A 13,816-nucleotide genomic window follows, 5' to 3' on the forward strand; every position below is an offset into this window, starting at 1 on the left:
GCGGTACAATCGGTCGGTGGCTGGCTGGACGTTCCTCACCAACCACGCGCACGTGCTGCTCTGCATCGCGAAGCAACCGGATGCCCGGCTGCTGGACATCGCCGTGACCGTCGGCATCACCGAGCGGGCGGGTCAGCGCATCGTCACGGAGCTCGAGGACGCGGGCTATCTCCGCCGGGAGCGGGACGGACGCCGCAATCGGTACGTGCTCGAGCCGCGCATGCCCATGCGGCACCCGATGGATCGGGAGCACGACATCGGCGAGCTCCTCGGGCTGCTGGGCGACATGGACCGGCACGGGCCGACCGCCGACGCGTGAGCGCCCCCTGCCCCGGCATGCCGAGTCCGGGGCAGGAGGCTCCTCCGCGCGGCGGCGTACTGTCGACGCAGCGGGCCCCGTTCCGGGAAGGGGCGGCGGGGAGGCTCGGACGTGACGCCCTCGGTGGACCCGGACCGCCTCCTGCCCGTGGACCCGGCGACCCGGGCCGTCGCGCGTGACCTCTACGCGGCCGTCGCCGACGCGCCGATCCTCTCCCCGCACGGGCACGTGCCCGCAGGCCTCCTGCTCGAGGACCGCCCGTTCGGCGACCCCGCCGAGCTCTTCATCACCCGGGACCATTACGTGACCCGGCTCCTGCATGCGAACGGCGTCGACCTCGACGCCCTCGGGCTCGGCGCCGCCGCCGATCCGCGGGCGGTCTGGCGTGCCCTCGCGGCGCACGCCGACTCGTTCGCCGGCACGGCGTCGGCCTACTGGATCCGCGACGAGCTCGCGACGGTCTTCGGGATCGATTCGGCGCTCGAGGCGGACACCGCGGACCGGATCTACGACGAGGTCGTCGCCCGTCTCGCCGAGCCGGCGTTCCGTCCTCGGGCGCTGTTCGACCGGTTCCGGATCGAGGTGCTCGCCACGACGGACGACCCCCTCGACGACCTCGCGGCGCACGCGGCACTGCGAGCGGATCCGTCGTTCCGCGGCCGGGTGCTCCCCACCTTCCGCCCGGACCGGTACCTCGACCCGGACGTCGTCGGCTTCGCCGACGCCGTGGAGCGGCTCCTGGCCGTCACCGGCGAGCCCGACTCGTTCGCGGGCTACCTCCGCGCGCTGGAGCAGCGCCGCGCGCACTTCGTGGCGCACGGTGCGGTCTCGCTCGACATCGGGGTGGCCGAACCATGGACCGTCGATCTCGACCCGGGAACGGCGTCCGCCCTGTTCGACCGGGTCCGCGCCGGAACGGCGTCGTCGGAGGACCGGCGCGCGTTCCGCGGGCACCTGCTCGTCGAGATGGCGAGGATGTCCGTCGACGACGGGCTCGTGATGACCCTGCACGCCGGGGTCCTGCGCAACCACAGCTCGGCGACGTTCGCCGCGTTCGGCGCCGACACGGGCCATGACATCCCGATCGCGACCGAGTACACCCGCGGCCTCCGCCCGCTCCTGGAACGGTTCGGGCTCGAACCCGGCTTCCACCTCGTGCTGTTCGCCGTGGACGAGACGGTCTACTCGCGCGAGCTCGCACCCCTCGCCGGGTTCTACCCCAGCGTGTACGTGGGCGCGCCCTGGTGGTTCCTCGATGCGCCCGACGCGATGCAGCGCTGGCGCTCGGCGGTCACCGAGACCGCCGGGTTCTTCCGCACCTCCGGGTTCGTCGACGACACCCGGGCCTTCCTCTCCATCCCCGCGCGGCATGACGCCGCCCGGCGCGCGGACAGTGCATTCCTCGCGAGGTATGTGCAGGAAGGCCGGATCGATCTCGGCACCGCCCGGCGCATCGCCCGCGCACTCGTGGACGACGTGCCGCGGACGGCGTTCAAGCTGGGCGACCGCCGGTGAGCGCGAGCCCGCCCAGGCTCTCCCGGTCCGTCGTCCCGATCCCGGCCCCGCCCGTCCGCATCGTCCACCTCGGACTCGGCGCCTTCCACCGCGCGCACCAGGCCTGGTACACCGCGCACGCCGGCGACGCTGCGGCATGGGGGATCGCCGCGTTCACCGGACGACGCCCGGACGTCGCCGCCGTGCTCGCCGAGCAGGACGGGCTCTACACGCTGATCGAGCGCGGACCCCTCGGTGATCGCGACGAGGTCGTCGGCAGCGTCGCGGCGGCGATCGACGGTGCCGACACCCGCCGCTTCGTCGAGCTGCTCGGCCGTCCGACGACGGCCGTCGTGACGCTCACCGTGACCGAGGCGGGGTACCGCCTCGACCCGGCCGGCATCCCGGACCCGGACGACGCCGAGCTCGCCGGGGACCTCGCCGCGCTGCGCCGAGCCGTCCGGACCGCCGCGGCCCTCGACGGTCTCGCTCCGGCGACCGTGATCGGCCGGCTTCTCGTCGGGCTGGAAGCGCGCAGGCGGGCCGGAGCCGGACCGCTCGCCGTCGTGCCGTGCGACAACCTCCCGGGCAACGGTGCGGTCGTCCGCCGGGGTGTGCTCCGGGCCGCGGAGGAGGTCGGCGCCGAGCTCGCCGCCTCGGTCGCCGCGTCGGTGTCCTTCGTGAGCACGTCGGTCGACCGGATCACCCCGCGGACGACGGAGGCGGACGTCGCGGCGCTCAGCGCCCGCGCCCGATGGGTGGACCGGTCGCCCGTCGTGACGGAACCCTTCTCCGACTGGGTGCTGAGCGGGGAGTTCCCCGCAGGGCGACCGGCATGGGAGGACGCGGGTGCGCGCTTCGTCGACGACATCGAGCCCTGGGAGCGGCGGAAGCTCTGGCTGCTGAACGGTGCGCACACCCTGCTCGCACTCGCCGGGCCGCCCGCGGGCCACTCGACCGTCGCGGCCGCCATCGGCGATCCCGTGCTCCGCTCCGCGGTCGAGCGGTTCTGGGACGAGGCCGGCCGTCACCTCCCCGAGTCGTCGGATCCCGCGGCGTATCGGGCCGCGCTGCTCCAGCGCTTCGCGAACGCCCGCATCGAGCACGGGCTGGCGCAGATTGCGGAGGACAGCAGGCGCAAGGTGCGGCTGCGGATCGTCCCCGTCGCGGAGGCGGAGCGCACGGCGGCCCGCTCGGCAGCCGGGTGCGCCTTCGTGCTCGCCGCGCTCCTCGATGCCGAATCGAGGGACCTGGCACCCGTCCCGACCTCGCAGCTCGCCGAGCTCTCCCCGCGGCTCGCCGCGGACCGCCCCTTCGTCGACCTGGTCGCCTCGCTCCGGCGCCGCTGACCGCGGCGGGCTGCTGGATCCGCTTCCGGAGACCGCGCCGCCCCGCGCGCCCTCAGCCCCGAGACGCGGCCCGGACCCCGGGCGCCCGGCCGCCGACGAAGGCCTCCTCCGCGGGCTCGACGTCGTCGGCGTACACCTCCGCGTCGTCCTCGGGCAGGAATCCGATCGCCGCCGCCTCGTCGAGGGACCACCACCTGCGGGTGTTCCTCGAGATGCCCCACACCACGCGGTGCCCGGTCCACTCCGCAGTCATGGCGGCGACCGCGAGCCGGACGAGGTCGTCCGGCGACAGCCAGGTCGCGAGCATCCGCGAGGACGTCGGGCGGGGGAAGCAGGAGCCGATCCGGAGGCTGAGGGTCCGCATCCCGAACTCGTCCGCGTAGTAGGAGGCGAGGGCCTCCATCGCGACCTTGCTCACGCCGTAGAAGCTGTCCGGCCGAGCGGGGACGTCGGCGGGGAGGACGCCTGCTCCCCTCCGGGTGAAGCCGACGGCGTGATTGCTGCTCGCGACGACGACACGTCGGACGCCGGACACGCGCGCCGCCTCGAGCACCGTCCGCGTGCCCACGACGTTGGCGGCCAGGCACTCCTCCCACGACGCCTCCGGGGTGGACGCACCGGCGAGGTGGAGGACGCCGTCCACGCCGCTGCACGCCTCCGCCATCCGCTCGGGCGACGAGACGGACCCGAGCAGGAAGTCGGGCTGCGGTCGTGTCGGCGGCACGACGTCCATCCCGCGGGTGGCGAACCCCGCCGCCGCCAGCCCGTCGAAGGCGAGGGAGCCGAGCGCACCGGCGGACCCGGTGATCAGCACCCGCCCTCGTGTGCTCGAGCCCGATGTCGTGTCGACCGCTTCCGGCATCGCTCGAACCTAGCGCCGAGCCCGCACCTCCGGCCCTCGCGAGGTCAGACCTCCGGGATCGTCAGGGGCGCGCGCAGCGCCTGCTGGGCCGGGAGCGGCGCCCCCAGGAGAAAGCCCTGGGCCGCGTCGCAGCCGAGGGCTCGGAGGGTCGCGAGCTGCTCGCGCGTCTCCACCCCCTCGGCGATGATCTGGAGGCCGAGGCTGTGCCCGAGGGCGAGGATCGCGCGCAGCATCGACGTGCCCACCGCGCCTTCCCGGCGGATGAAGGACTTGTCGATCTTCAGCTCGGTCGCGGGGAGCTCCTGCAGCTGCGAGAGGGAGGAGTAGCCACTGCCGAAGTCGTCGATGGCGACTCCGACGCCCTGGGCTCGCAGGGCCGTCAGCGCGTCCTGCACCCGCGGCCGGTCGACGATCAGCGAGGACTCGGTGATCTCGAGCCCGAGGAGCCAACGGCGCGCGGGCGACGCTTCCAGCCGCGACAGGACGGCCGCGGGGTAGTCGGGTCTGGCGAGCTCCCTGGTCGACACGTTGACCTGCAGGCGCAGAGGGTCGGGGGCCCTCCGCTGCGCCTCCTCGATGAACGTAGTCGCCTGCTCGAGGATCTGCGCGCCGATCGGGTGGATGAGGCGGTTGTCCTCCGCGAGCGGGATGAACGTCGACGGCGGAACCGGGCCGAGCTCGGCGTGCTCCCATCGGGCGAGCGCCTCGTACCCGCACAGCGCGCCGGTCCGGAGGTCGTACTGCGGCTGGAACTGCGGGACGATCCGGCCGTTCGCCACCGCGTCGTGCAGGTCGGTGTCGAGCCGGAGGGCGAACTCCCCCCGGAGCATCCCTTCCTCCGCGCTGCCGTGGCGCCGCCGCTTCGCGTGGTACATCCGCGAGTCTGCAGCCATGAGCAGCTCGGCGGCGCGCGCGGACGGCTGCGGTCGGCCGGTCGTCGTGGTCGCCCAGCCGATCGACATCGTCGCGTAGACCTTCTGCCCGCCGGCATCGATGGGCGCCCGCAGCGCTTCCTCGAGCCGGCGGACGAATGCTTCGACCTCGGCGTCGTCGCCGACATCCGAGAGGACGACGATGAACTCGTCGCCGCCCGCCCGTCCCACAAGGTTTCCGGGACCGGCGATCGCCTTCAGGCGCCTTCCGATCTGCCGCAGCAGTTCATCCCCGCCGTGGTGACCGCGCACGTCGTTGACCCGCTTCAGATGGTCCACATCGCCGTAGACGACCGCCACGCGAGCGCCGTCGTCCCGCGAGAGTCGTTCCTCGAGCGCGCGCTCCAGCGCTGCCCGAGCCATGAGCCTTGTCAGGCCGTCCTCGTCGGCGTCCCGCTGGATCTGCTCGATCAGCGAGGCCTTGTCGAGCGCCACCGCCGCGAGGGCCGCGATGTCCGTGAGGCGGTCGGCGAGCGTGGGTGGGAGTACGGCCGGAACGCCCGCCCTCCAGTACGCCAGCAGGAGGCCGTGCGGAGGCCGGTTCCCGGCCACTACCGGGGTGGCCACGTACCCGGCGATCTGGAACGTCTCGAGATCCCGTCGCGCGAAGTCCGATGCCGTCTCGTCGTTGACGACGAGCTGACGTGGGAACGCGATCAGATCCGCCAGCTCCGGGTACTCCGTCGGCGTGGTCGTGTACGACTTGGCCGCAGCTTCCAGGTCGGCGGGCCAGCCGGCGGTGGCCGCCATCCGCAGCTGCACGCCCCGGGTCCCGAGCAGGGCGACGGCCGATCGATCGAATCCCAGCTCGAGCACGATCTCCGCGAGCATCGCCGCGACGTCGTGCCGGAGCGTCGCCGTGGCGAGGCGGCGCGCGACGTCCAGGAGGAGCTCGGTCGTCTCCCGTCGTTCCTGGTCGGACCGGCGACGGAGCACCTGATCGGTGACGTCCGTCTGCGAGCTCACGAACTGCGTCACGGTGCCGGTCTCGTCCATGAGCGGGCGGATCGCGATGTGGTTCCAGAACGGCTCGCCGTCGGCCCGATAGTTCAGGATCTCCGCGTCGAACGGGCGAGCGGCGTCGAGCGCCGACCGCATGTCGGCGACGACAGCGGGGTCCGTGTCCGGCCCTTGGAGGAGCCGACAGTTCCGACCGAGCAGATCCGACACGCGGTACCCGGTGGTGTCGAGGAACGCCGAGTTCGCGTACAGGATCCGCTGGTCGGCGTCGGTGATCAGCGATGCGTCCGGGAACTGGTCCAGCGCCCTCGCGACGTCACCGTCGGGGAGCCGGTGCTGCTCCTGCCGCGAAGCCATGCTCCTCCTCTCGTCCTCGTCTTCGCCCTCGTCCCCGGAGCCGGAATGGTTCCGTCCCGGGGTGGATCGTGTCGCGCTCCTCGCCGCGTGAAGGTGGGCGTTCCTCCCGCGTACGCGCGGCAGGGCTGCAGCCCCCGCCCGGCTCGGCCGCGACCCGCGTCCGGGACGCCTGCCTCCGGCGGCCGGCAGTCACCCCGCACGTCACACGAAATGGTGACATCGGTCCGATCTCGTCGTCGACTATCTTCTGCTCGCGACGAACGGCAATGGTGTCGTTCCCGCTTTCACGAATCGGCAAACCCAGCGCGAGCTGGCGACGCAAAGCCACGGAACCCTCGAGGTCCGCCGGGCTACCGAACGAATCGAGTACCGCACATGTTGCTCCACAGTCCCCGGGATTCCGCTGACTCCGTCGGGGCCGCGCGATGAGCGCCCTCCAGAGTTCTCTCCGCCCCGGCGCGCGCGACGTGCTGCGGACGATGCTGAAGAACGCGCGAGCCGCCGGATCGTCCGAGGTCCAGGACCTCGAGGCGAGGCCCGACGCCGTGGCGGGGCTGCACCGATCAGGCCCCCGGCCATATCGCGTGCTCATGTACGGCGGCGGTGTGCTGGAGGGGCGTGGGCTCCGCGACCACAACCTCGGGCTCCCCGGTCGCGTCGCCGATGTGCTGGCCGCACGGTCGGGCCGCGGCGTGGACCTCGACGTGGTCGCCGCCCCGGACGCGACCGCGAAGGCCGCCTTGCAAGGGCTCAAAGGCCTGCGGCTGCGGCGGTACGACGCGGTCGTGGTGATGCTCGGGGAGCACGCCGCCGAGGCGCGGGTGCCGGAGGCGAAGTGGCAGATGCAGTTCGCCGCCCTCGCCGATCTGCTGCTCAACGAGACCGCCAAGACCACACCGATCGCGCTCTGGGATTCGGCGCACGTGTCGTACCCGCTCGGGATCGACTGGCGGACCCGACCCGTGTTCGAGGCAGCGACGAGGTTGGGGGCGATGACGGAGCAGATGTGCGCGCTGACATCGCGCATCCACTACCGGGAGCTCTCCGCCCCGATCCGCCAGCCGGAGTTCGCGAGCCGCTTCTCGCCGTCCACCTACGAGGAGTGGGCGAACGACATCGTGACGCCGCTCTATCTGCGGATGGTGGAGGTGCAGGGTCACGTCACGCCCGAGTCGCCGCTCTCCATCAGGAACCTGCCGGACGACGAGCGGATGCGGCAGCGAGCGCTCGAGTCGCTTCGGATCGAGCCGGGCTCGGACACCTTGATGGAAGCCGTGGTGCGACAGGCGAAGCTGATGTTCGGCGTGTCGCACGCGTCGATCAACATCATCGACGACGCGGTGATGTGGCAGAAGGCCACCACGGGCGTGCCGGCCCTGCTCCCTCGCGACCAGACCGCGTGCACCCACACCATCCAGCAGGACGGCCTGGTGCTGATCAACGACACCTCGCAGGATCCGCGGTTGGCGGACAGCCCGCTCTTCACCGGGCCCGACGCGCTGCGGTTCTACGCGGGGTTCCCGATCCGCACCTGGGACGGCTATCGCATCGGCACGCTGTGCATCGCCGATCGGGAGCCGCGAGAGATGCGCCCCGCCGAGCTGCGGCCACTCCGCGACTTCGCCGGACGCGTGGAGCAGGAGCTCTGGTCCGCGGCGCTCCGGTCCGGTCGGCGGGGCCGAACCCGGATCCGCACCCGGACCCGGACTCGCCAGCCGCGAGGGACCTCGCTGATCAGCCGCCTGCGCCCCGCCGACTGATCGGTCGCGGCGGGGCCCACCGCACACCGTGCGGCGGGTCCCCGCCGTCGAGTGATGCCGCAATCGGCTCGCCACATTGAGGGGGCGGTCACGGCTGTATCGCCCGCAGCAGAAGGGCATCGGCGGCAGCGTGCGCTGCCGCGATGATGTCGGCGTCCGCAGCATCCGTGCCCGTGCCGGCTTCGACCGCGGCGTTGATGCTCAGCACCGCCATCCGCACGAGCACCACCCTCGCGGGGCTGCGATCGGGCAGGAGGGGCTCGAGCAGATCGCTGAGCCGGTTCAACGGGTCGCCGATGCGGTCTCCCTCCGTGTCGGCGAGTACCCGGCCGATCAAGGGGTTCGCCCGGAGGAAACGGATGCCCTGCAGCTTCTCCTCGGAGAACGAGTCCACCCAGCGCAGCACGGCTTCGCGGAGCAGGTCCGGGGTCCGCGGCTGCCGCTCGCACCACGCGACGAGCTCGGCCGCCTCCGAGCCCCGCTGCTCGAACACCGACCGGAGGATCGCCTCCTTGTTGGGGAAGTGGTAGTAGAGCGACGCCTTGTTGATGCCCAACGCATCGGCGATCTGCCGGAGCGAGGTCGCCTCGTAGCCCTGCTCCGTGAACAGCGTCATGGCCACCCGCAGGGCGTTCGCCCGGGTCGTCGCTCCATCACGACGGCGGCCGGCGGGGGCGTCTGCGCTCGTCACCGGAGCAGCCTACCGATCGTTAGGCTTGACCACCTACCTAACGATCGGTAGGTTCACTCATCGCCACCACGAAGGAGCGCCCATGAGCGGCTACACGGTCACGCGGGAGTATCCCTACGCCGTCGAGGAGGTGTGGCAGGTGCTCACCGATCCGGGCTGGGTGGCGAGGTGGACCGCCACGGGCCGGGGCGGCCGCCCGGAGGGATTCGCTCCGGAAGTCGGTCGTCGGTTCCGCTTCGTGGGCAGGCCGACGATCGGCTGGTCCGGCGTGGTCGCCTGCGAGGTGCTCGAAGTGCAGGCGCCGCACCTGCTCCGCTACAGCTGGAACGGCGATGAGGACGGCGACGTCACCGAGGTCACCTGCCGCCTCGAGCCGAGCGCCAGCGGCGCGCGCTTCACCTGGGCGCACACGGGCTTCACCGGTCTCGGGGGCTTCGCGATGTCCAGACTGCTCGGACGCGTGCGGCGGACCATGCTCACCGACGGCGTGCCTCCGGTCCTCGCCGAGTATCGAGCCGCCCGGACGGAATCCTGAAGGGCTCGCGGATCGTCTTGCCGAGTCGAAGGGCTTCCGCCGCCGCGGTGGCGTGCTGCTCGCTCTCCGGAGCGCTGGACTCCTCCATGCCCCTCACGGCATGGACGTCCCAATCGTCCGAGCTGAGTCGAACGGCCGGGCCGGGCCGACGCTGTCTCCCTCGCCGAACCGGCACGGCAGCAGGGTCCTGATCGGCTCCACGTCCGGGTCGTCGAGCAGCTCGATCAGCGCGATTGCCGCGGCGTGGCCCAGCTCGTAGCCGGGCGGCGACGAGTGGACGAGCGGGGGCTCGCAGAAGGCCGCCACCTTCGACGCCATGCCGACGCCGAGGACGGACACGTCGCCGGGGATCGTCCTGCCGCTCGCCCGGATCCCGCGGAGCAGGCCGGGTGCGGCCTCGTCGTTCATGATCGCGACGGCGGTCAGGTCCGGGTGCTCGGCGAGCAGGGCGGCGGCGAGCTCCGTGCCGCTCGCCGGGTCGCGCCGACATGGCGCGACGATCGCGTCGAACCCGCGGTCGGCGCACCAGTCGCGGTAGGCGGCCTCGACGCGCACGGGCGGCGCGTAGGCCGACTCGCCGAGCACGTGCTGGGGCTCCAGTACGAGCGCGATCCGCTCGTGGCCGAGCGCGGCGAGGTGGTCGAGGTTCTCCCGGACCGTCTTCTCGAAGTCGATGTCCGCCCAGGCGAGGCCGCTCGGGTCGGCGGTCCGCCCGATCAGCACGAATGGGGTCTTCGTCTCCTCCAGCGTGGGCACGCGCGGGTCCTCGAGCTGGACCTCCATCGCGAGGACGCCGTCGACGAGGCCGCCGTCGAGGTAGCCCCGGAGAGCCGTCGGATCGTTCGCTACCGGCCACACCACGAGGTGGTGGTCGCGTTCCGCGGCCGCGGTCGAGGCGCCGTGGACGAAGTCCATGGACGCGGCGTTGAACCGCAGATCGAGCTGGGGGAACAGCAGCGCGATGATCCGCGAGCGCTTGCTGGCGAGCGCGCGCGCGACCACGTTCCGGGTGAAGCCGAGCTCCGACATCGCGCTCTCCACGCGACGCCGGGTCTTGTCCGAGACCCGCTTCGTGCCGTTCACGACGAACGACACGGTCGCGATGGAGACGTTCGCGTGCTCGGCCACGTCCTGCATGCGCACCATCGGCGGTTCTCCTCGTCGAGACCCTAGCGCTCGACACGCCCAGGTAAAGCGCTTAAAAAAAATCATTGACAGCCGGCGAGCAGTACGCGAATGATGCTCCGCAACGCCCGACCGGACGGCGCGATCGATGGGGATCGGAGAACGATGCGGCTTCACTCGATGCAGAGTGAGCGCTCACATCAGCGCGCGGTCGACCACAACCGCCGACCCGTCGGGCGACCGTCAACGCACTACGGGACACCGCCTTCGCGGTGCCGAGGATCCGTCGCGTCCTGACGCGCGGACACGTCCCGTCTTCCCGCAGCAAAGGAGCTCACCGATCATGAAGACCCCCAGGATCGTCGCGGTCGTCGCCGCCGCGGCGCTCGTTCCCATCGGCCTCACCGCCTGCTCCTCCGGATCGGGAGGCGGTGGCGGGGGAGGCGGGACGAAGCTCACCATCGAGGACTACTACACGGCGTCGTACAACCCGATCTACCAGACCTGCGCGAAGCAGGTGGGGGCGACGGTGACGATCAATCACGTCGCCGGCGCGGGGCTCATCGCCAAGGTGCTCCAGCAGGCCTCGTCCCGGACGCTGCCCGACGTGCTCATGCTCGACAACCCCGACGTGCAGCAGATCGCCTCCTCCGGCGCGCTCTCGCCCCTCAGCGACTACGGGCTGAACGCCGACGGGCTCGTGCCGGCGGTGAAGGCCGCGAACTCGTACAAGGGCGACCTGTACGGGCTCGAGCCGGTCACCAACTCGATCGCGCTGTACTACAACAAGAAGCTGCTCTCCGACGCCGGCGTCACCCCGCCGAAGACCTGGGACGAGCTGCGCGCCGCCGCGAAGAAGCTGACCAAGGGCAAGACCTACGGCTTCGCGATGAGCAATATCAACACCTACGAGGGCACCTGGCAGTTCCTGCCGTTCTTCTGGTCCAACGGCGGCGACGAGAAGGACATCGCCACCCCGCAGGCCGCGCAGGCGCTGCAGTTCGTGCTCGACCTGCAGAACGACGGATCGATGTCGAAGAGCTCCATCACCTGGGCGCAGGCCGACGTCGACAACCAGTTCATCGCCGGCAAGGCCGCCATGATGATCAACGGCCCGTGGCAGCTGCCGTCGCTGAACGCCGCGAAGGGCCTCGAGTTCGACAGCGTGCCCATCCCCACGCGCACCGGCGACCCGACCGTCGCCCCGCTCGGCGGCGAGGCCTTCACCGTCCCGCAGACCGGGAACAAGGACACGATGAAGCTCGCCGGCAAGTTCGTCGGCTGCCTCGCATCGGAGAAGATGCAGTCCACGATCGCGGGAGTCACGGGCAACGTGCCCACGAACGAGACGGCCGCCGACGCCTGGGCGAAGACGCACCCGCAGGTCGCGTCGTTCGTGACCACGGTCAAGACCGCCCGCGCTCGTACGGGCGAGCTCGGACCCGACTGGCCCAAGGCCGCCACGAAGATCTACACCGCCGTCCAGCTCGCCCTGACCGGCAAGGCCTCCCCCTCAGCCGCGCTCCAGCAGGCGCAGTCGCAGAGCCAGTGACCACCGGGGAGGGGGCGGGTCCAGCCCCCTCCTCCCATCCGATCCGAGGGAAGGAGCAGCATGACCGTGTCAGCACAGGCAGGGGCCCGCGGAGGCCCGCTGGTCACCACCGGACGACCGGGCCGCGCGAGGGCCCGCCTGCTCGCCGGCGTCTCGCGATGGTTGTTCATCGCACCCGCCGTGCTGTTCGTGGCGGCGTTCTTCGGGTACCCGGTCGTGAAGAACATCCTGATGTCGTTCCAGGACTACACGACGAGGACCTTCTTCACCGGCGAGGCGCCGTGGGTCGGGTTCGCGAACTACGCCCAGACGTTCACGAGCGCGGTCTTCGCCACGACGCTCGTGAACACGGCTCTGTTCACCGTCGGCTCGATCGTGGCGCAATTCGCGATCGGGCTGGGGCTCGCGCTCTTCTTCCGCCGCAACTTCCCGCTCGGCGGCTTCCTCCGAGGGCTGCTGCTCTTGCCGTGGCTGCTCCCGCTCATCGCGTCGAGCGCGGTGTGGAAGTGGATGCTCGACCAAGACAGCGGTGCGCTCAACCAGTTCCTCGGCCTGTTCGGGGTGCCGAGCATCCCGTGGCTCGTGAGCCCGAGCCTGGCGCTCGCCGCCGTCATCGGCGTGAACATCTGGCTCGGCATCCCGTTCAACACGACGATCTTGTACAGCGGGCTGCAGTCCGTGCCGCCGGAGCTCTACGAGGCGGCGTCGCTCGACGGCGCCACAGGCGTGAAGGCCTTCCGCTACGTGACATGGCCGTCGATCCGCTCGGTCGTGAGCGTCGTCATCGTGCTCGGCATCGTCTACACGCTGAAGGTCGTCGACATCATCCTCGGACTCACCGGTGGGGGCCCAGCGAACTCCACGCAGACCCTCGCGACGAACGCGTACCACCAGTCGTTCGTCAACTTCGAGTTCGGCATCGGCGCCGCGATCAGCAATGTGCTCATCGTCGTGTCGTTCGTCTTCGCGGTGGTTTACATCTCCATCTCCCGGAAGGCGGCCGACGAATGACCTCCACCACCGTCCGCGTCCCGCTGCCGCGGCGCCACCGCAGCCGCGCACGCGCCATCCCGATGACCGCGCTCGGAATCCTCTTCCTCGGGCTCATGGTGTTCCCCGTCTACTGGATGGTGAACACGTCGCTGCAGGCGACGGCCGGCGCCGCGACGGCGACCTGGTTCCCGACCAACCCGACCTTCGACGGCTACATCGCCGCCTTCCAGCAGCAGAGCGCCAACTTCGTCTCGAGCATGATCATCGGGCTCGGCACCGTGGTCGTCACCCTGCTCGTCGCGACGCCGGCCGCGTACGGACTCGCCCGCTTCCGCATGCGCGGCACGCGGGTGTTCCTGCTCGTGCTGCTCGTGACGCAGATGATCCCGACGATCGTGATCGCGAACGCGCTCTACACCCTGTTCAACGACGTGGGTCTGCTGAACACCTACGTCGGGCTGATCCTCGCGGACAGCGCGGTGCAGATCCCGTTCTCGATCCTGCTCATGCGGGCCTTCATGGAGTCGATCCCGCCGAGCCTGGTCGAGGCGGCGCTCGTCGACGGGGCGAACGACCTCCGCGCCTTCATCTCCATCGTGGTGCCGATCAGCCGCAACGCGATCGTGACCGCCGCGCTCTTCACGTTCCTCGGGGCGTGGGGCGACTTCCTGATCGCGCTGACCCTGACGTCGACTGACGCCGTCCGGCCGATCACGCTCGGCATCTACAACTACATCGGCTCGAACGTGACGAACTGGGGGCCGGTCATGGCGACCTCCGTGCTCGCCTCGCTGCCGGCCGCGGTCCTGCTCATCGTCGCCCAGCGGTACATCGCCGCCGGTGCGCTCGGCGGGGCCGTCAAATGACCTCCCCCGCGGAACGCGGAG

12 protein-coding genes and 1 riboswitch are annotated in these 13,816 nt (G+C 71.2%); of the genes, 8 read left to right on the forward strand and 4 right to left on the reverse strand.

Translation table 11 applies throughout. From position 1 onward, the window contains the following. Positions 1–16: 16 nt before the first annotated feature. The 3 genes from ACTHLI_RS10260 to ACTHLI_RS10270 all read left to right on the forward strand — a co-directional run bounded on the left by ACTHLI_RS10260 (position 17) and on the right by ACTHLI_RS10270 (position 3,162). Positions 17–319, forward strand: a complete 303-nt coding sequence (locus ACTHLI_RS10260) for a MarR family transcriptional regulator (RefSeq protein WP_440183306.1) — start codon at positions 17–19, stop codon at positions 317–319. A gap of 111 nt (positions 320–430) precedes the next feature. Beyond that, the gene (gene uxaC / locus ACTHLI_RS10265; RefSeq protein ID WP_440183308.1) at positions 431–1,834 is read left to right on the forward strand and encodes a glucuronate isomerase; all 1,404 of its coding nucleotides are present in this window, start codon (positions 431–433) and stop codon (positions 1,832–1,834) included. Beyond that, positions 1,831–3,162: a mannitol dehydrogenase family protein gene (locus tag ACTHLI_RS10270; RefSeq protein ID WP_440183310.1), complete on the forward strand. Its 1,332-nt coding sequence runs from the start codon at positions 1,831–1,833 to the stop codon at positions 3,160–3,162. Before uxaC ends, ACTHLI_RS10270 begins: the two co-directional genes overlap by 4 nt. A 52-nt stretch (positions 3,163–3,214) precedes the next feature. Here ACTHLI_RS10270 and ACTHLI_RS10275 read toward each other — a convergent pair whose 3' ends face one another. Further along, positions 3,215–4,024, reverse strand: a complete 810-nt coding sequence (locus ACTHLI_RS10275; RefSeq protein WP_440183312.1) for an NAD-dependent epimerase/dehydratase family protein — start codon at positions 4,022–4,024, stop codon at positions 3,215–3,217. A gap of 44 nt (positions 4,025–4,068) precedes the next feature. Beyond that, positions 4,069–6,273 carry a sensor domain-containing protein gene (locus tag ACTHLI_RS10280; protein ID WP_440183313.1) on the reverse strand — a complete coding sequence of 735 codons (2,205 nt, stop codon included), beginning with the start codon at positions 6,271–6,273 and terminating at the stop codon, positions 4,069–4,071. A 283-nt stretch (positions 6,274–6,556) separates the two neighbouring features. Continuing rightward, positions 6,557–6,631: riboswitch (cyclic di-GMP riboswitch) on the forward strand. Positions 6,632–6,698: 67 nt separating this feature from the next. Here ACTHLI_RS10280 and ACTHLI_RS10285 point away from each other — a divergent pair. Then, entirely contained in the window at positions 6,699–8,033 is a 1,335-nt protein-coding gene (locus tag ACTHLI_RS10285; protein ID WP_440183315.1) for a GAF domain-containing protein, read from the forward strand. Positions 8,034–8,121: 88 nt separating this feature from the next. On the opposite strand, the gene ACTHLI_RS10290 is transcribed toward ACTHLI_RS10285, so the two are convergent. Beyond that, positions 8,122–8,724 (reverse strand): TetR/AcrR family transcriptional regulator, encoded by a 603-nt coding sequence (locus ACTHLI_RS10290; protein WP_440183317.1) that lies wholly within the window; start codon positions 8,722–8,724, stop codon positions 8,122–8,124. Between the two features lie 82 nt (positions 8,725–8,806). Between ACTHLI_RS10290 and ACTHLI_RS10295 the strand changes: the two genes are divergently transcribed. Continuing rightward, positions 8,807–9,259 (forward strand): SRPBCC family protein, encoded by a 453-nt coding sequence (locus ACTHLI_RS10295; RefSeq protein ID WP_440183319.1) that lies wholly within the window; start codon positions 8,807–8,809, stop codon positions 9,257–9,259. Positions 9,260–9,352: 93 nt separating this feature from the next. Here the strand turns inward: ACTHLI_RS10295 and ACTHLI_RS10300 are convergent, their stop codons facing one another. Continuing rightward, complete coding sequence (locus ACTHLI_RS10300; RefSeq protein WP_440183320.1) at positions 9,353–10,405, reverse strand: LacI family DNA-binding transcriptional regulator; 1,053 nt, start codon at positions 10,403–10,405, stop codon at positions 9,353–9,355. A 322-nt stretch (positions 10,406–10,727) separates the two neighbouring features. Here ACTHLI_RS10300 and ACTHLI_RS10305 point away from each other — a divergent pair, with 322 nt between their 5' ends. The 3 genes from ACTHLI_RS10305 to ACTHLI_RS10315 are packed head-to-tail and all read left to right on the forward strand — an operon-like array spanning position 10,728 to position 13,795. Then, positions 10,728–11,936: a sugar ABC transporter substrate-binding protein gene (locus tag ACTHLI_RS10305; RefSeq protein WP_440183322.1), complete on the forward strand. Its 1,209-nt coding sequence runs from the start codon at positions 10,728–10,730 to the stop codon at positions 11,934–11,936. A 60-nt stretch (positions 11,937–11,996) separates the two neighbouring features. After that, on the forward strand, positions 11,997–12,947 hold the full coding sequence (locus ACTHLI_RS10310; protein WP_440183324.1) for a carbohydrate ABC transporter permease: 951 nt from the start codon (positions 11,997–11,999) through the stop codon (positions 12,945–12,947). Further along, entirely contained in the window at positions 12,944–13,795 is an 852-nt protein-coding gene (locus tag ACTHLI_RS10315) for a carbohydrate ABC transporter permease (RefSeq protein ID WP_440183326.1), read from the forward strand. Before ACTHLI_RS10310 ends, ACTHLI_RS10315 begins: the two co-directional genes overlap by 4 nt. The last annotated feature ends 21 nt before the right edge of the window (positions 13,796–13,816 follow it).

Source organism: Amnibacterium sp., from assembly GCF_051956055.1.
Taxonomy (GTDB): Bacteria; Actinomycetota; Actinomycetes; order Actinomycetales; family Microbacteriaceae; genus Amnibacterium.

Bases quoted from the DNA above. Each gene is read 5' to 3' on its own strand.
- ACTHLI_RS10305 (WP_440183322.1), top strand. From the start codon at position 10,728: ATGAAGACCCCCAGGATCGTCGCGGTCGTCGCCGCCGCGGCGCTCGTT.
- ACTHLI_RS10300 (WP_440183320.1), bottom strand. From the start codon at position 10,405: ATGGTGCGCATGCAGGACGTGGCCGAGCACGCGAACGTCTCCATCGCG.
- ACTHLI_RS10310 (WP_440183324.1), top strand. From the start codon at position 11,997: ATGACCGTGTCAGCACAGGCAGGGGCCCGCGGAGGCCCGCTGGTCACC.
- ACTHLI_RS10275 (WP_440183312.1), bottom strand. From the start codon at position 4,024: ATGCCGGAAGCGGTCGACACGACATCGGGCTCGAGCACACGAGGGCGG.
- ACTHLI_RS10285 (WP_440183315.1), top strand. From the start codon at position 6,699: ATGAGCGCCCTCCAGAGTTCTCTCCGCCCCGGCGCGCGCGACGTGCTG.
- ACTHLI_RS10295 (WP_440183319.1), top strand. From the start codon at position 8,807: ATGAGCGGCTACACGGTCACGCGGGAGTATCCCTACGCCGTCGAGGAG.
- ACTHLI_RS10280 (WP_440183313.1), bottom strand. From the start codon at position 6,273: ATGGCTTCGCGGCAGGAGCAGCACCGGCTCCCCGACGGTGACGTCGCG.
- ACTHLI_RS10315 (WP_440183326.1), top strand. From the start codon at position 12,944: ATGACCTCCACCACCGTCCGCGTCCCGCTGCCGCGGCGCCACCGCAGC.